The following is a 16,585-nucleotide window of genomic DNA, read 5'->3' on the forward strand; positions in this document are numbered from 1 at the left end:
ACGCCTCATCCGCCACCCGCACATGCACCGCATCCCGATCCGCCTCCCCGAACACCGCCACACTCACCAAACCCAAATCCCGACACGCCCGCGCCACCCGCACCGCGATCTCCCCACGATTCGCGATCAACACCTTGCGCATGCCGTGACTCATCCCCGTCGTCCTTCCTCGCCGTGTGCGGAACGGGCCAACCCGTGTCAGGGTCCAACGATACTGCCAAGTCCATCGACCGGTGGGGTGTTCAATCGGCGTTCACGGTGTGCGCCGCACGCCCCCCCTTGACAGACGTAGGCGGCCCCCGGACCCGGGTCCGGGGGCCGCCTCGGTATGCATGGCCGCGGCCGACGACAGCAGTCGGTGGGGTGGTCAGCGAGCGCATGCTGGGGGGAACCGCCTGTGCCGCACCCGCCCCTCCGGCGTGGCCGGTGCAGGCGTATGCGACACTCAACCTAGGAGAGACAGAGACCTGCCATAAGCGGGAAAACCCTTGTGTTTCCCCGCAGTCGCCGGAAATCGCGAAACTTGGTAGAAATCTGACTCACTACGTACCGGCGCGCACGGCGCGCAGGGGTCAGCACTTCTCAGGGCAGCACACAGATTCGCAGGGGCATCGCGCGCATCACTGATCGCGACGGCGGCTCTCGGCGGCTGTCGGCAGGCTCAGGCCGGAATGCGGCGGACGTGGCGGGCATCGACCGGCAGCCCTATGCTCGCGAGCGCCGCGCTAGCCAGTCCCGTGTCGGTCAGTATCCGCGCCAGCTGGGTGCGAGAACGCACGCCGAGCTTGCGGTAGCTGCGCGAGAGCGTCGCCTCGACCGTCTTGACACTCACGAACAACGCTGCGGCGATCTCCCGGTTGGTCGCCCCTGCCGCCGCCAGCTCGGCGCAGCGGCGCTCCGCGCCGGTCAACGCCGCGTTCTCCACGCCGACACCGTTCTGGGCCATCGGCTCGCCCAGGCGGCCGCGCTCGCGCTCGACCTTCTCCGCCCACAGCGTCGCGCCGATCGCGATCGCCTCCCGATGCGCCTCGGACAACGCGTCGCGCGCCGCGCCGGGGTGCCGGCGGCGGCGCTCGACCTGTGCCAGGGCGAGCAGGGTGCGGATGTGTTCGAGCGGCAGGTCGATCTGCTCGTCGGCGGCGTCACGCAGTTGCTCGGCCGCGTCGGTGAACTCGCCGAGCGCGGCAAGGCGCAATGCATCCGAACGGATGAGCGCGGTGGCCACGCCGCGCCGCCCGAGGCGCCGGGCCTGATCGCCGACCGCGTCGATCAGCTCGGCCGCTTCGTCCAGTTCGCCGATGGCCACCAGCGCCTCGGCCAGGTCCGCGTGCCAGTTGCCCGAGGCGGGGTCGCAGATGCCGACGCGGCGCTCGATCTCCCCGGCCTCGCGCAGCGGCTCGACGGCGCGGGCGGGCTCGTCGGCGAGCAGGTAAATCCGGCCGAGCACGGCGAGGTTGCGCACGAGGCCGTGCTGGTCGCCGTCGGCGCGCGAGGCCAGCACCCCCGCCTCGGCGTAGAGGCGCGCCCGGTCCAGCGAGCCGCCCGCGGTCTCGGCGAGCGCGGCGGCGAACAGCACCGGGTTGCAGCTGTCGTTGACGTCCTCGATCAGCCGCAGCGCACGCTGCGCGCTCTGTATCGCGGCGGCGCATGCCCCGGCGCGCACCCGGATGTCGGTCTGGGTGATCAGCACGGTGCACAGGTCCTCGACGCCGATCGCGTCGGCCGCGCGGTCCAGCAGCGCGGCGACCTTGCGCTCGGCTGCGGCGAGCCGGTCGGCGTGCATGTCGAACAGCGCCTCGCGGCGCACCGGCTCCCAGAGCCCGGCCGGTCCGCCGCCGACCACCGGGTTGCGCGAGGCCAGCTCGAAGGCGTGGTCGAGGGCGACCTGTCCGGCCGGGTCGCCGGTCAGGCAGTGGCTGTGCGCGAGGACCGTCAGCGCGGTGATCTCAGTGACCGGATCCCCCGCGCGCCGGGCCAGTTCGGCGGCCTCGTGGGCGAACGCGGCCGCGGCGACCACGTGTCCGACGACCAGTTCGATCCGGGCGGACCAGCAGCGCAGCTTGGCCTCAAGCCCGGGGTCGCCGGCCACTTCGGACAGGCCCTGGGCGATGATCGGGGCGGCTGCGCCGAGCGAGTTGCCGGCGCAGCGCAGCAGCAGGATGCGCGCCTCGGTGCGGTGCTCCGGGGAAGTGCTGTGTTCGAGGACCTGCTCGGCCAGCCGGCGGGCTTCGCCACGCAGCGCCGCGTCGCAGGCGTACTCGGCGGCGGCGAGCAGACGCTCGGTGCGTAGCGCGCCCTCGTCGGCCGGAGTGCGCTGGGCGGCGAGCGCGGCCAGTTCGGCGGCGGTGGCCGGGGCACCGCGGCGCCGGGCGGAGGCCGCGGCGTCGGCGAGCGTGGCGGCGACCTGTTCGTTCTCCGCGGGATATGCCATCGCGAGGTGCCGCGCCCGCTCGATCGGCTCGACGACCGCGGCGGCCAGGTCGGCGTGGGCGGTGCGGCGGGCCTTGGACGAGGCGTCGGCGTAGATCGCCGCGCGCACCAGCGGATGCTCGAACCTGATGAGCCCGTCGGCGCCGACCCGGATGACGCCGAGGCGCTCCGCGACGGCCAGGTGGTGGCCGAATCCCGCGTCGCCGCCCACCTTGCCGAGCAGGGTGAGCGTCGGCCGGTCCGCGGTGCTGGCCAGCAGCAGCACGGACCTGGTCGGCTCGGGCAGCTCGCGCAGCCGGCGCAGCAGCAGCGCGCGCAGCCGGGACGGTATCGGCAGCAGTTCGCCGGGGGCGAGGGCGCCGCGGTCCGGGGGCAGCGCACGGGCGAGTTCGAGCGCGTAGAAGGGGTTGCCGCCGGAGGCCTGGTGGATCTGCCGCACGGTCAGCGACGGCAGCTTCGCGTGCGCGCCGGTGTAGCGGTCCAGCACCGCGGCCAGGTCGGCGAGGGTCAGCGGAGTGACCGGGTACTCGGTGGTGTCCGGCGGGACGAGTTCGCCGTACGCCGGGGAACCGCTCTCGGAGGCGCGCTCGGCGGCCAGCACCCGGACCGGCAGCCCCGCCATCCGGCGCGCGACGAAGCCGAGCACCTGCGCCGTCGGCCGGTCCACCCACTGCAAGTCGTCGATGATCAGCCAGAGCGGACCACGGGCGGAAAGCTCGCGCAGCAGTTGCAGGACGGCGAGCTGGACCTTGAGCCGGTCCTGGTCGCTGTGCGGCACGGTGCCGCGCAGCAGCGCCGCGCGCAGCGCGGTGCCCATGCCGGCCGGCAGCCGGGCGATCATCTCGTCGGAGACCGGGCCGAGCAGGTCGATCAGGCAGACGAAGGGCAGCCGCAGCTCCGCCTCGGCCGGCGTGCAGCGCAGCACCCTTATACCCGAGGCGGCGGCCTCGGCCGCCAGCGCGGACAGCAGCCTGGACTTGCCGATGCCGGCCGGTCCATACAGCAGTACCCCAGGCCCCTGCCGTACCCGCTCGCGCGCCTGGCGCAGCAGTTCCTCGCGGCCGATCGGCTGGTCACCCTGGGATTCGGACAGCGGCGGCGCGAAGACGGAACCCCGACCGTGGACGGCCCTGGTCACAACCGGGCGGACGAGGGTGGACACGGTCGAACCTCCTCGTGGGACGGCTCGGTGCGGATCCGTCCTCAGCACACCGGTGCGTTGCGGTGGGCGACTGCGCGTCGCCCGGGGATTCTGCCGCGCATACGCAGCGAGACCGTGCAACTACTGTACAAACCACTGCCAGGGACTATATACCTGAGAAGGCAGAATGGGCAATGGTCCGGGTTGCAGGCTGCTTATATAATGCGTCCGTAGAATCAGGCCTCTCAAGTGTCTTTCCGCCCAGGTCGCCGGGGGTGCGGCGGATCCCGCCCGGCCACCCTCAGGCCTTCCTGGCGACCGCGCCGTAGATGTTCAGGTGCATCGGCGGCAGCGGCCGGTTGCCGTCCGGGCGCCAGTGCGCGACGTCCACCAGGCCGGGATCCAGCAGTTCGAATCCGGCGAGCAGTTCGGCGATCTGCGTCCGGCTGCGCGGGATGAACGGAGAGGTCGCGTCGTTCCACACCCGCGAGTTGTTCAGCACCTTGATGTTGTAGTCGTAGGTGGCGTGCGAGACGATCAGGTGGCTGCCGGGCGCCATCGCGTCATGGAACCTGGCGATGACCCCGGCCGGGTCGTCCTCGTCCCGCAGGAAGTGCAGTACCGCCACCATCAGCACCACGACCGGCCGGCTGAAGTCGATCACGGCGTGCAGCGCCGGGTCGTCCAGGATCCGCTCCGGCTCACGCAGGTCTCCGGCGAGCACGGTGGTGGACCCGGAGCCGCGGCGGGAGAGCAGTGCCCTGCTGTGCGCGAGCACCACCGGGTCGTTGTCGACGCAGACCACGCGCGCCTCGGGGTCCACCGAGTGCACGGCCTCGTCGCTGTTGCCCATGGTCGGGAAGCCGGTGCCGATGTCGAGGAACTGCCGGGCGCCGTCCTCGGCGAGCATGCGCGCCGCGCGGCCGAGGAAGGCGCGGTTCTCCCGGCAGGCCATGGTGACCTCCGGGGCGTTGACGGCGGCACGCTCGGCGACCACCCGGTCCGCGGCGAAGTGGTCCTTGCCGCCGAGCCAGTAATCGTACACACGTGCGGGATGCGCCTTCGAGGTGTCCGAGCCGTACCACGACTCGGGAACCCGGCCGGTCGTCACCGTCCGTCCCTCTCCAGGGCTCACTGTCCCCTCCGGATTCCGTAGTGCACGCCCACGCTGGACACGCGGTGGATTGTATGGAAAACGCTGCGCAGCGTAGCGGTTTCACGACGAAAAACAAGCATCGAATCTATCAGACGTCTGACGTGCCGGGCATTCGCTCACACGTTCGACGGAACGTCGTCCCACTGAAGGCGTCGAACAGTCCTGATCGACCGTATATCGCCAATACCATCATGGCTCGACGACAAATGTCACCGTCTTGCCTCCTTCAGGTCGGCGGCGCACCTGCCAGGAGGTGGTCAGCGCCTCGACGAGCGACAGGCCCCGGTGATGCTCGTCGTCCTCGGCCGCCTCGTAGACCACCGGCAGGTCGCGGGCGCCGTCGGAGACCTCGCACTCGATCCGGCCCGGCCCGACCAGGGCCCTGACGGTCACCGGCCCGGCGCCGTGCAGCACGGCGTTGGTGACCAGTTCGCTGAAGGCCACCGCGGCACGGTAGGCCGCGTCCTCGCCCGGCCCGCGTTCGGCGATCCAGGCCTCCAGCCAGTTGCGGGCCATCCGGACGTGTACCGGCAATGCAGGGAACTGCCAGACAGCGGGCGGTGCGCTGGCGGGCGGCGGGCCGGACGCCCGCCCCGCGGCCGGCCGTGGTTCGGGAAGCGCGGTTCTGGCCGGACCGACCGGGGTGGGGGTCCACGAGGGGAAATCCGCCTGCGCCGCCGTTGGCGATCTCATCGGGCTGCCACCTTGGTCCCGGGTCGTAGTGTCTTTAGTTAGCCGCTCTTGCACGGGACTGCACTCGATGCTACGCACCGGTAACGCCGAGTGGTTGCAAATTGCACTACTGCAACTCTTTCAGGTGAATACGCCTCGGTCCGCTCCCCCGCACGCCCGCCGAGCGTTCAGTATCAGCGCCGTGGACTATGAGCGCCATTTAGGACAACGGGTACGGAAAGGGCCGCCACGGCGGCGACAAGGGGCGCGGGCGCGATGCCCGGCCGCTATCTGACCGCGCGCCGCAGGCGCCTGGCGGCCGAGCTCAGGAGGCTGCGGCTGGCGGCCGGGTTCACCGGCGAGCAGGTGGCCGAGCGGCTGGCGCCGCTGGGCCGCTGGTCGGCCTCGAAGGTGTCCAGGATCGAGACTGGCCGGGTCGCCGCGCACCACGGCGACGTGTCTGACCTGCTCGACCTTTACGGCGTGGACGGCGGGCCGCTGCGCGAGGAGCTGGTCGAGCTCGCCCGGCAAGCCGGCAAGCACGGCTGGTGGCAGTCCTATCAGGACGTGCTGCCCGGCCACATAACCCCGCTGCTGGACTTCGAGACCTCCAGCTCGGCGATCCGCTACGTGCAGAACCTGCTGGTGCCCGGGCTGCTGCAAACCGCGGAGTACGCCAGGGCGCTGATCCGCAGCTGCAATCCGGAGGCCGGGCCCAACCAGGTCGACCGCCTGGTGGATCTGCGGCTGAGCCGGCAGAAGGTGCTGGAGCGGGACGATCCGCCGCGGCTGTCGGTGATCCTCGACGAGGCCGCCTTGCGCCGGCCGGTCGGCGGGGCGAAGGCGATGCGCGAGCAGTTGCTCAGGCTGGTCGAGCACGCCGACGCCGCGCGCGCGGTCGTGCAGGTGATCCCGTTCGGCCTCGGCGAGCACACTGGCATGGACATGCCTTTCACCATCCTGTCCTTCTCCGCGGACTACGAACCGGACGTCGTCTACGTCGAGCAGTACACCACCACGTGGTACATCGACGACGAATACGACGTCAGACTGTATGACTCTTATTTCAACCACTTACGTGGCACTGCGCTCGGGCCGTGGGAATCACGGGCCCTGATCATCCGAACCACCGAGGAGTTGAGTTGAACATGAGCGTGCCATCGAAGTACTCGATCGACCTGTCCGGCGCGCAGTGGCGGATCAGCAGCCACTCGTCCGGCACCGGCAGCTGCGTGGAACTGGCCGCACTGCCCGGCGGCCACGTCGCCGTCCGCGACTCGACCGACCGCGCCCGGCCCGCGCTGGTGTTCGACCCGGCCGAGTGGCGGGCGTTCGCGGCCGGGATCGCCGACGGCCAGTTCGCAGACCTCGGATAGCTTCCGGGACCACGCTGAAGTGGCATGGCGCGGCGCCGCCAGGGGGTGCGGCGCTCGCGCCGGCCGCCGGGCCGTGCCAAGCTGTCGCTTATGACGACGGCATTGATCACCGGCGGCACGGCCGGCATCGGAAAGGCCTTCGCCGCCGAGCTCGCGGGCTCCGGCTACCACCTGGTGCTGGTGGCTCGCGACGCGGCCAGGCTGGACACCGTCGCCGAGGAACTGCGCGGGCGCGGCGCGCCCGAAGTCGAGACGCTGCCCGCGGATCTGTCGACGACGCAAGGCCGGGCCGCGGTCGAGGACCGGCTCCGGGATGCGGACCGGCCGGTCGACCTGCTGATCAACAACGCGGGCTTCGGCCTCGGGAAGGCGTTCAGCGAGAGCAGCGTCGAGGACGAGGAGACGCTGATCGACGTCCACGTACGCGCCACGATGCGGCTCACGCACGCGGCGCTGCCCGGGATGATCGAACGCAAGCGCGGCGCCGTGGTCAACGTCGCATCGGTCGCAGCGTTCGTACCTCGTGGCACGTACAGTGCGGCGAAGGCGTGGATCGTCTCCTTCAGCGAATCCGTCGCCGCGGAGGTGCACGGGACGGGCGTGCGCTGCATGGCGCTGTGCCCCGGCTTCACCCACACCGAGTTCCATCAGCGGGCGAACGTCCCGACGAGCGACATTCCGAACTGGATGTGGCTGAACGCGGACGACGTGGTCAAGGCCGGGATGCGCGACCTGCGCCGCGGCGTGCCCGTGAGCATCCCGGGCGCTCAGTACAAGGCTCTCACGGCGGCGTCCCGCTACGTACCCCGCTCGATCACGACGCGCCTGAGCCGCGCCAGGTCGAAGCGGTGGTGAGGCAGAAGAGCAGCAAGGCGGTGAGGCGGTGCACAGCAGCGTTCTGAAGGTCGAGACCGGCCACCGGCTGATCACGGATGTCACGCGGCATGCCCGTGACGCCTGCCAGGGCCGCGGCGATGGCTTGGTGAATCTGTTCGTACCGCATGCGACCTGCGGGCTCGCGCTGATCGAGGTGGGCTCGGGCAGCGAGGAGGATCTGGCGGGCATCCTCAACAACGTGCTACCGCCGGACGACCGCTACAGCCATCGGCACGGAACTCCCGGGCACGGCCGCGACCACGTGCTGCCCGCGTTCGTGAGCCCGTCGCTCTCCATCCCGATGCTCGGCGGGCAGCCGCAGCTGGGCATGTGGCAGAGCATTGTCATCGTGGATACGAACATGGACAACCACACGCGCACACTGCGTATCTCGATCCTGGCTGGATAGCCGTCGGTCAGCAGAGGCGGAGGGCGAGGGTGAGCACCCTACGCGCCTTGACCGCCGGGTTCCGGCCCGCTCAGATACCCCGCGGGCACAGCGGCCGTGAGCCACACGCCGTTGCCCGTGACGCGGAACGTGTGCCCGTCGGCAGCCATCGCCGCCGCATCCACGCTGAGGACGACGGACACGCCGTGACGCGCCCCGACTGTACGTGCGGTGGCCGTGTCCGTCGACAAATGCACGTCGTGCCGGGCCATCGGCCGCAGTCCGCTACGCCAGATCTCAGGCAGGAAACGAGTCGCGGTTCCGTGGTAGAGCACGTCAGGCGGCGCGGCGTCGGCGTATCCGAGTTCGACGTCGATCGAGTGCCCTTGGCGGGCACGGATGCGCGTTCCGCCGTCGTCGTATTCGAAGCGGCGTTTGTTATTGGTCGCGACGACGCTGTCGAGCTTCGTGCGGTCGAAGCGGACGCCGTGACGCGCCGAGGCGGCGATGAGGTCGTCCACGACGGCCCATCCGGCCGTGTCGAGCGCGAGGCCGATGCCGGCCGGGTCGTGGCGCAGGCGCAGCGAGAGCCACTTGGAAAGGCGTACGAGTTCTTTCTCGGTCATACTCATCTCGCGCCTATGGATACGCCGTGTGGCGACCCGGCCGCAAACGGATTAGCGGATCAACACAGGATCAGGACTCGGGGACCTCGTACTCGGCGATCAGCTGGGCACGGCCGAGAGTGTGGAAGAACAGGTTGAAGCCGACCACCGCGGGCGTGACGTTCGCGTCGACGTCGAGCAGTTCGTCGACGGCGTGGACCGTGAAGATGTAGCGGTGCCGCTTCGGCGCGGCCAGCGGCGCGGGGCCGCCGTATCCGCGGGCGCCGTAGTCGCTGGGCACGTGGAACCCGCCGGGCAGCGCGTCATCGCCCGCGCCCGCGTCACGCGGAAGCTCGGTGACGTCGGCCGGCAGGTTGACCACGGTCCAGTGCCAGAACCCGCTGCCGGTCGGCGCGTCCGGGTCGAGTACCGTGACGACGTAACCGGCGGTGCCCTCGGGAGCGCCGCTCCACCGCAGGTGTGGCGAGGCGTTCCCGCCGGTCAGGCCGAAGCCGTTGAAGACGTGGGCCTCAGGCATGGTGCCGCCGTGGGTGATGTCGTCGCTGGTCAGCTCGAAGCTCGGCTTCTGCGGTAGGTAGTCGTACGGGTTGGGCGCGCGGTCGGCCATCGCTGGGTCCTCTCTCGGCGGAACGAACGGGCGCGCGGGGGCGCTGGCGCGTCGGCGAAGGCCCCGCGTCTTTCGAGGGAACCCTAGCGCCCACGACGAGCCGGATCCGCCGGGGAACAAAAAGCTTGAGCGTTGAAATAATCCTCCCTAGGCTCCGGTTGGGAAGAGCTGGAAAGCTGAGAACTTGCATCATCTGAGCTAAGGAGCTCCTACATGCTCCCTTTCACCACGGTCGCCGAGCGGCACTGCTCCACCGGGTCGGCGGGCGCTGCACGGATCGACGCTGCGCCGGGAGACGTCGAGTCGCTGCCCGAGGCAGTCGCGCCCGTGCCGCAGGCCGCGCTGCGCACGAAGGTGCGCGTGCCGCTGCGCTTCCCGGACGGCTGGGAAACCGTAGCGGACGTGTTCACGTTCACCGGTTTGGCCGATGGCAAGGAGCACTTGGCACTCGGCCTCGGCGACTACGGCACCGCCGCCGTGCCGCTGGTGCGTCCGCACTCCGAGTGCCTGACTGGCGACGTCTTCGGCTCCGAGCGGTGCGACTGCGGGCCACAACTGCATGAGGCAGTCGAGCGGATCGCTAACCAGGGTGGATACGTGCTTTATCTGCGCCAAGAGGGACGCGGCATCGGCCTGTACGCGAAGCTGGACGCGTACGCACTCCAGGATGAGGGGCTCGACACGTACGCCGCCAACCGCGCCCTAGGGCACGGCGACGACGAGCGCGACTACACGGCCGCCGCACAGATGCTGCACACGCTGGGCGCAGACAGCATCCGGCTGCTCAGCAACAATCCGGACAAGGCACTCCAGCTCGACGCGCTGGGCATCGACGTCGTCGAGCAACTCCCAACCGAGGCGCACGTGTCCGAATCGAATCTGCGGTACCTCCAGGCCAAGGTCTCGCACACGCACCACTCCATCGATCTGCCCGTGTGACGGACGGAAAGGACGAACGCAATGACCGACGCTCCCGCCGCCACCGAGGTGAACCCGGTGGCGAATCCCGTGACGAGCCCGACGGACCCGACAGCCCGGATGCCCGCGATCTACCTGAGCCATGGTGCGCCGCCGCTCGCTGACGACGCGCTCTGGCCGGGCCAACTCGCGGCCTGGTCGAAGAAACTGCCGAGGCCACGGGCGATCCTGATGGTCTCGGCGCACTGGGAAGATGCGCCGCTGGCGCTCGGCGCGACGGCCACCGTGCCGCTGATGTACGACTTCTGGGGTTTCGAACAGCGCTACTACGAGGTCGAGTACCCGGCGCCGGGTGCGCCGCAGTTGGCCCAGAGCGTGCGCAAACTGCTGCGCAGCGCAGGCACGCCGGTCCAGGACATTCCTGACCGCGGGCTGGACCACGGAGCGTACGTGCCGCTGGTGCAGATGTACCCCGCCGCGGACGTTCCGGTCCTCCAGATCTCGCTGCCGACGCTCGATCCACGGCAGCTGCTGGAGATCGGGCGCAGGCTCGCCCCGCTGCGCGACGAGGGCGTTTTGATCGTGGGCAGCGGCTTTTTCACGCACAACCTGCGCGCTCTCAGCCTCGGCGGCCAAGTGCCGTCAGTCATGGCGGAGTTCGACGACTGGGGCCGGCAGGCGCTGGCCGCCCAGGACCTGGACGCGCTGCTCGACTTCGAGCACAAGGCCCCGGCAGGCCGACTCGCACACCCGCGCACGGAGCACTTCGCGCCGCTGTTCGTGACACTGGGCGCGGCCGAGGCGGAACTGTCGACTCAGCGCAGCGTGATCGACGGGTTCTGGTTCGGCATGTCCAAGCGCTCGGTCCAGCTCGGCTGACCGGCCGGATCGTCAGTTCACGGTGATCAGTTCATGACGGTCGAGTCACGGTGATCAATGATCAATTCACGGCGATCGCCTCGGCGCCGGTGATCTCGACCAGTTGCTCGAACGTCGTCGGCAACACGGTGTGCGGATGACCCGCCGCCACCCAGATCTGCGCATGAACGGCCAGCGTCTCGTCGATCAGCGTGCGGATCGCAGCCGGGTGGCCGACCGGGGCGACGCCGCCGATGGGCTGGCCGGTGTGCTCGCGTACGAATTCGGCGCTCGCCCGGGTGAGCTTGACAATGCCGAGATGCGCGGCGACCTTCCCGGTGTCGACCCGGTGCACCCCGCTGGTGAGCACCAGCAGCGGGCTGCCCGCGGCGTCGAAGATCAGACTGTTCGCGATGGCGGCCACCTCGCAGCCGATCTGCTCGGCCGCCGCGACGGCCGTGGGTGCGGTCTCCGGCAGCACACGCACTTGCGGGGCGACCCCGGCGGCACGCAAGGCGGCCTCGACGGCGAGCACGTTCGGGTGGCTGGCGATCTCGTTCATGCTCGCGATCCTATTGCCGCGGCAGCTGCCCTTCGCCCCGCTCACCGCCCCATGATGACATTTGGGACAACCTCCGGCTGCGTTACGGAACGCCCACGCACGACCGGTGGTGCGGTGCGTTCCGACGCCTTGCCACATACTGCCCTGGCGCGCCTCACTTACAGGCGAAGGCCGGCTACCACGGCACTAGCAGTCAGCCCCGACCGGCGCCAGGAATTTCGTCCGCAACGGTAAGACAATGTGCTGATCTGATGGTCGAATCGACGCGAAGATCCGGATGAGCGTCCTTGTGTCACGATTCGGTCGCGAAGTGTTCGCCCTGAACGAACAGCGCACCCCAGAAGGTGCATGCGAGTGACGATGATGCGCATGGGCAGATACAGCGGCTTCGCCTGGACGATCGGCATGGGCCTGGTGGCCCTCGCCCTCTCGCCGGTGCTCCTGCTCGCCGGTGATTCGGCGCTGCGGCTGCACCGTCGCGGCTTGCGCGAGGCCGAGTGGCGGCGGACGGTAGCACTGGCGCGGGGCGATCTCGGCGGCCCGTTCGCAGCGGCCGGATATCAGCTCAATATGATGATCTTTCGTTTCAGCATCCATCCACTGGTGATCGCGATGACCGCACCGGCGCGGTGGATGCGCGACAGGCTGCGGCGGCTGATGCGCAGCCCGTCCGCTCGGCGGCGGGACCGGATGCGGCACGGCTGGGGCGGCGAGGACCTCTTCCCCGACGACCCCGGATTCCACAGCGGCGTGCGCGAGCCCCGGCGGCCCAAGCCGACTCTGCCGACCGACGCCGTGGCTCTGGACATTCCGCGCGAGCACTCGCCGCTCGACTGACGGCCCGTTACTGCGACGGTCCGTTGACTCAAGTTGCTGTGACCCGCCGAGCCCGCCTGTAGCCGTCAGCAGTCTCAGGGTCGCGGCGGCTCGCGCCGTGAACACGCGTTTCAATCGCATGTTCACGGGAACTCGGTGGCATGGCCGAATCCGCTTCCCGTACCTCGGCGGGCCGCCTCGTGGAACTGGCGGCCATCGTCATCGCGACAATCATCGTGCTGCACATCGTCTTCGTGCTCGTCGGTGCCAACGGAGGCAACACGCTCGTGCGCACCGACGCCGACTGGGCGAGCACGCTCGCCACGTGGTTCAGGGACCTGTTCACGCTCTCGAACACGAAGCTCGCGGTGCTCGTGAACTACGGGATCGCCACGCTGTTCTACCTGGCGATCGGGCGGATCTCCGCCTCGCTCGTCGGGCGGCTCTGACCGCTCTGGCTGGCAACGGCCTGATCTGCCCGCACCCGGTCCATCGCGTCCGAATTCGTCGCGGCAGCAGGCCGGTATGGTTCCGGTCCATGACGGACTCGATCCATGACTCCCCGTTCGACGGCGTCACCGACTTCGCCGCGGGTCCGGTGCAGCTGCGCGGGGCGCTCGACCTGGAGCGGACCGTGGCGGGCTGGCTGCCCCGGCGACTGCCGCTGTGGACCCGGGCGCAGTACGCCGATCAGGGCATTGAGGACATGGTCGTACAGCCCTCAGGCGTGCGGCTGGCGTTCCGCAGTGCCGCCGGCGCGATCGAACTGGAAGTCCTGACCCGGCACGTGGTGTGGCCCGGCGACCCGATCCCGCAGCATGCCGACGGCTTCGACCTCGTCGTCGACGGCGTCGTGCGCGCGGCCGGACAGACGCTGGTCGCCGGGGACCTCGTGTTCCGCGGCGCCGACGGAACAGCGCAGCGGCGTGCGGGCCAGGTCGGCACGGTGCGTTTCGCCGGGCTCGGCGACGCACCCAAGGACATCGAGATCTGGCTGCCCCATCACACCTGGGTGGAACTGGTCGCGTTGCGCGCCGACGCGCCGATCCTGCCGCCGGCGCCGGTCACCGATCAGCTGCGCTGGCTGCATCACGGCAGCTCGATCAGCCACTGCCACGCGGCCGAGCGGCCGACCGAGACCTGGCCGGCGCTCGCGGCCCGGCTGGCCTCGGTGCAGCTGGTGAACCTCGGCTTCGCCGGCGAGGCGCAGCTCGATCCGTTCACCGCGCGCGCCATCAGGGACCAGCCGGCGGACGTGATCAGCCTGAAGCTGGGCATCAACATCGTGAACGCCGACTCGTTCCGGCTGCGCGCGTTCATCCCCGCAGTGCACGGATTCCTCGACACCGTCCGGGAAGGGCACCCGGACACCGCGCTTCTGGTCGTCTCGCCGATCATCTGCCCGGCGGTGGAGGACAGGCCCGGGCCGACCAGGGACACCCAAACAGCTACCGCAGAGCGCTGGGCCGTCTCCGACACGGAGCCGTCCACGGTCGCCGAGGGCAGGCTCAGTCTCGGCGTCGTCCGCGAGACGCTGTCCCGGATCGTGGCCGAGCGCTCGTCGCAGGACCCGAATCTGCATTACCTCGACGGGCGGCTGCTGTTCAGTGCGGACGACCTCGCCGACCTGCCCGACAACCTCCACCCGAACGCGGCCGGGTACCGCAAGATGGGCGACCGCTTCGCACGGCTCGTATTCGGACCGGGTGGCGTGTTCGCGCGACAGTAGGACGCACCGCCCGACTTTCGTCAATCCCGGGTTGACGAATTACCGGCGTCACCCTACGGTTGACGCATGATGATGCCCGCACCGAACCTCCAGGAACTCATCGACACCGTCCGCGCCGACACGCCCGCCGGCGGCCCACTCGGCGAGCTCGCCCAGGCCTCGGAAACCGCCGGCGACCTCTCCCAACTCGGCGACAAGCTGATGGACCACTTCGTCGACCAGGCCCGCCGCGCCGGGCACTCCTGGTCGGAGATCAGCGGCGTGCTCGGGGTGAGCAAGCAGGCCGCGCACAAGCGCTTCACCGGTGCCATCGCCCCCGGCTTCGAGCGCTTCACCCTGCGGGCCCGCAAAGTGCTGAGCGTGGCGGCCGCGCAGGCAAACGCGCTTGAGCACGGGACGGTACGACCCGAGCACATGCTGCTCGCGCTGTTCGGCCCCGCCGAGGGCCTGGCCGCGCTGGTGCTGACCGAGACCGGCATCAGCCTCGAATCCTGCGCGCAGCAGTTGGGCATGCAGGCCGTGGCCGACCCCGCCCCGCCGACCGCCGCCGTGCCGTACTCCCCCGAGGCGATGGAGTTGCTGCGCGGCTCGGTCGAGGAGGCGCTGCGCCTCGGGCACAACTACATCGGGACCGAGCACCTGCTGCTCGCGCTGTACCGGGATCCCGAGTCGGTGGCCACACGCACGCTGGTCGAGTTGGGCGCCGACCGCGACACCATTGCCACGCGCCTGACGGAGAAACTGGCCGCGCTCACGTTGAAGCATCCCGTCTGACACTGAGCGTCGCAAGGCTGCGCGACGGTTGGATAGCCACCATCGGTGTGCATAACAAAGCCTGGATGCGTAACAGACAACAGCCGCTAGCATTCCGTACCATGTCCACCCCTGTCGCACCGCCGACCGCGGACCAGTCCGAGTGGCCAGAGCCGCCATCCGACGTCAACGAGTCCGCGACCGGCACGCTGCGGGCCGCTCGGGCGCGCAGCGTGGTGTCCCGCCTCGCGATGGACACGCGACCGCTGCGGTACCCGGCGTATCGGCGCCTGTGGTGGTCGAACGTGATCACGAGCGTGGGCAGCCAGCTCACCGCGGTGGCAGTGCCCAAGCAGATCTACGACGTGACGGGCTCGTCCTCATGGATCGGCATCGCGAGCTTCGCGGCGCTCGTCCCGCTGGCCGTCTTCGGGCTCTGGGGCGGGGCGGTCACGGACGCGGTGGACCGGCGCAAGCTGCTACTGGTCACCAACGTCGGGATCGCGGCGACCTCGGTGGCGTTCTGGGCGCAGGCCGCGGCGGGGCTGCGCTCGGTGTGGCCGCTGATCCTGCTGCTCGCGGCGCAGCAGGGACTGTTCGGCGTCAACTCCGCGGCACGCGGCTCGGCGATCCCCCGGCTGGTGCCCGAGGAGCAGCTACCCGCGGCCAACGCCCTGAGCTCGACGGTGTTGCTCGCGGGCGCGCTGTTCGGGCCGATGGTCGCGGGCGCTCTGATCCCGGTCGTCGGCCTGCCGACGTTGTATCTCGTCGACGCGGTGGGGCTGACGGCCACGATCTGGGCGGTCTACCGGCTGCCCGCGCTGCCGCCGCCGGCCGGGACCGCGTCGTTGCCCGGGACCACGCCATCGGCCAAAGTCACCGCGTCATCCAAAGTCACTATGCCGTCCAATGCCACAGCGTCGTCCAAAGTCACTGTACCGTTCAAAATCACAGCGTTGTCCAAAATCACAGGGCGCCGCACCGACTGGACCCAGGTCGCCGACGGCTTCCGGTTCGTCGGTGCGAACAGGCTGCTGCTGCTCTCCTTCGCGGTCGACCTGATCGCGATGGTGTTCGGGATGCCGCGCGCGCTCTTCCCGCAGATCGCCGCGACCACCTTCGGCGGCAATCACCTCGCGCTCGGGCTGCTGTTCGCCGCGATGCCGGCCGGGGCGCTGGTCGGTGGCCTGCTGTCCGGGACGTTCACCCGCATCCGGCGGCATGGCGCGATGACGATCGGTGCGGTGGTGGCGTGGGGGCTGGCGATGCTCGGATTCGGGCTGACCGGTTCGCTGGCGCTCGCCTGCGTGTTCCTGGCGCTCGGCGGGGCGGCCGACTTCGTCTCGATGGTCTTCCGCGGCGCGATCCTGCAAAGTGCCGCCCCGGACGAGATGCGCGGACGCATGCAAGGAGTCTTCATCGTGGTCGTCGCGGGCGGGCCGCGCCTGGCCGACCTGGTACACGGAATCGCCGGCGCCGCCGCGGGAACGCGCGCCGCGGTCGCCGGGGGCGGGCTGGCCGTGATGGTCGGCGTTGTGATTCTCGCCACCCTCACACCGTCCTATTGGCGCTACCGAGCGAGTTCGTAGCGTCATACGCACAGCACGACGAGTCACCTGCGCGACAGGGCGAACCATGACGGGATGAAGGATCCGTAAGAAATCCCCCAGATCGAGC

The 16,585-nt window shown here is 70.0% G+C and carries 18 protein-coding genes; 11 read left to right on the forward strand and 7 right to left on the reverse strand.

The window, feature by feature from the left end; genetic code table 11:
- The 4 genes from VGS97_RS00070 to VGS97_RS00085 form a co-directional block, all read right to left on the reverse strand.
- Window positions 1-142 (reverse strand): biotin carboxylase N-terminal domain-containing protein (locus VGS97_RS00070; protein WP_349261911.1); only part of this gene is annotated, 142 nt, incomplete at its 3' end.
- Window positions 143-661: 519 nt separating this feature from the next.
- On the reverse strand, window positions 662-3,592 hold the full coding sequence (locus VGS97_RS00075; RefSeq protein ID WP_326851037.1) for an AAA family ATPase: 2,931 nt from the start codon (window positions 3,590-3,592) through the stop codon (window positions 662-664).
- Window positions 3,593-3,872: 280 nt separating this feature from the next.
- Window positions 3,873-4,706 (reverse strand): SAM-dependent methyltransferase, encoded by an 834-nt coding sequence (locus VGS97_RS00080; RefSeq protein ID WP_326851038.1) that lies wholly within the window; start codon window positions 4,704-4,706, stop codon window positions 3,873-3,875.
- Window positions 4,707-4,916: 210 nt separating this feature from the next.
- Window positions 4,917-5,420 (reverse strand): ATP-binding protein, encoded by a 504-nt coding sequence (locus VGS97_RS00085; RefSeq protein ID WP_326851039.1) that lies wholly within the window; start codon window positions 5,418-5,420, stop codon window positions 4,917-4,919.
- A 255-nt stretch (window positions 5,421-5,675) separates the two neighbouring features.
- Here VGS97_RS00085 and VGS97_RS00090 point away from each other — a divergent pair, with 255 nt between their 5' ends.
- The 4 genes from VGS97_RS00090 to VGS97_RS00105 all read left to right on the forward strand — a co-directional run bounded on the left by VGS97_RS00090 (window position 5,676) and on the right by VGS97_RS00105 (window position 8,060).
- On the forward strand, window positions 5,676-6,545 hold the full coding sequence (locus VGS97_RS00090) for a helix-turn-helix transcriptional regulator (RefSeq protein WP_326851040.1): 870 nt from the start codon (window positions 5,676-5,678) through the stop codon (window positions 6,543-6,545).
- Window positions 6,546-6,547: 2 nt separating this feature from the next.
- Window positions 6,548-6,775 carry a DUF397 domain-containing protein gene (locus tag VGS97_RS00095; protein WP_326851041.1) on the forward strand — a complete coding sequence of 76 codons (228 nt, stop codon included), beginning with the start codon at window positions 6,548-6,550 and terminating at the stop codon, window positions 6,773-6,775.
- 90 nt (window positions 6,776-6,865) lie between these two features.
- On the forward strand, window positions 6,866-7,630 hold the full coding sequence (locus tag VGS97_RS00100; protein WP_326851042.1) for an SDR family oxidoreductase: 765 nt from the start codon (window positions 6,866-6,868) through the stop codon (window positions 7,628-7,630).
- Between the two features lie 28 nt (window positions 7,631-7,658).
- Window positions 7,659-8,060: a YjbQ family protein gene (locus VGS97_RS00105; protein WP_326851043.1), complete on the forward strand. Its 402-nt coding sequence runs from the start codon at window positions 7,659-7,661 to the stop codon at window positions 8,058-8,060.
- Window positions 8,061-8,098: 38 nt separating this feature from the next.
- Here the strand turns inward: VGS97_RS00105 and VGS97_RS00110 are convergent, their stop codons facing one another.
- Together VGS97_RS00110 and VGS97_RS00115 are read right to left on the reverse strand one after the other, a co-directional pair.
- Window positions 8,099-8,665: an RNA 2'-phosphotransferase gene (locus tag VGS97_RS00110; protein ID WP_326851044.1), complete on the reverse strand. Its 567-nt coding sequence runs from the start codon at window positions 8,663-8,665 to the stop codon at window positions 8,099-8,101.
- Between the two features lie 70 nt (window positions 8,666-8,735).
- Window positions 8,736-9,272 (reverse strand): YbhB/YbcL family Raf kinase inhibitor-like protein, encoded by a 537-nt coding sequence (locus VGS97_RS00115; protein WP_326851045.1) that lies wholly within the window; start codon window positions 9,270-9,272, stop codon window positions 8,736-8,738.
- 213 nt (window positions 9,273-9,485) lie between these two features.
- Between VGS97_RS00115 and VGS97_RS00120 the strand changes: the two genes are divergently transcribed.
- Together VGS97_RS00120 and VGS97_RS00125 are read left to right on the forward strand one after the other, a co-directional pair.
- Entirely contained in the window at window positions 9,486-10,211 is a 726-nt protein-coding gene (locus VGS97_RS00120) for a GTP cyclohydrolase II (RefSeq protein ID WP_326851046.1), read from the forward strand.
- 99 nt (window positions 10,212-10,310) lie between these two features.
- Window positions 10,311-11,069 carry a class III extradiol ring-cleavage dioxygenase gene (locus VGS97_RS00125; protein WP_349261912.1) on the forward strand — a complete coding sequence of 253 codons (759 nt, stop codon included), beginning with the start codon at window positions 10,311-10,313 and terminating at the stop codon, window positions 11,067-11,069.
- Between the two features lie 61 nt (window positions 11,070-11,130).
- Here the strand turns inward: VGS97_RS00125 and VGS97_RS00130 are convergent, their stop codons facing one another.
- Window positions 11,131-11,610 carry a YbaK/EbsC family protein gene (locus VGS97_RS00130; protein WP_326851048.1) on the reverse strand — a complete coding sequence of 160 codons (480 nt, stop codon included), beginning with the start codon at window positions 11,608-11,610 and terminating at the stop codon, window positions 11,131-11,133.
- A gap of 369 nt (window positions 11,611-11,979) precedes the next feature.
- Here VGS97_RS00130 and VGS97_RS00135 point away from each other — a divergent pair, with 369 nt between their 5' ends.
- The 5 genes from VGS97_RS00135 (at window position 11,980) to VGS97_RS00155 (ending at window position 16,497) form a co-directional block, all read left to right on the forward strand.
- A complete protein-coding gene (locus tag VGS97_RS00135) occupies window positions 11,980-12,447 on the forward strand; it encodes a hypothetical protein (RefSeq protein WP_326851049.1) in 468 nt (155 codons plus the stop codon).
- A 140-nt stretch (window positions 12,448-12,587) separates the two neighbouring features.
- On the forward strand, window positions 12,588-12,875 hold the full coding sequence (locus VGS97_RS00140) for a hypothetical protein (protein WP_326851050.1): 288 nt from the start codon (window positions 12,588-12,590) through the stop codon (window positions 12,873-12,875).
- A gap of 89 nt (window positions 12,876-12,964) precedes the next feature.
- On the forward strand, window positions 12,965-14,155 hold the full coding sequence (locus VGS97_RS00145; protein WP_326851051.1) for a GDSL-type esterase/lipase family protein: 1,191 nt from the start codon (window positions 12,965-12,967) through the stop codon (window positions 14,153-14,155).
- Window positions 14,156-14,221: 66 nt separating this feature from the next.
- Window positions 14,222-14,929 (forward strand): Clp protease N-terminal domain-containing protein, encoded by a 708-nt coding sequence (locus VGS97_RS00150; RefSeq protein ID WP_326851052.1) that lies wholly within the window; start codon window positions 14,222-14,224, stop codon window positions 14,927-14,929.
- Between the two features lie 101 nt (window positions 14,930-15,030).
- The gene (locus tag VGS97_RS00155) at window positions 15,031-16,497 is read left to right on the forward strand and encodes an MFS transporter (protein WP_326851053.1); all 1,467 of its coding nucleotides are present in this window, start codon (window positions 15,031-15,033) and stop codon (window positions 16,495-16,497) included.
- Window positions 16,498-16,585: the final 88 nt, after the last annotated feature.

The sequence above is a fragment of the Actinocrinis sp. genome (genome assembly GCF_035946395.1).
Taxonomy (GTDB): domain Bacteria; phylum Actinomycetota; class Actinomycetes; order Streptomycetales; family Catenulisporaceae; genus Actinocrinis.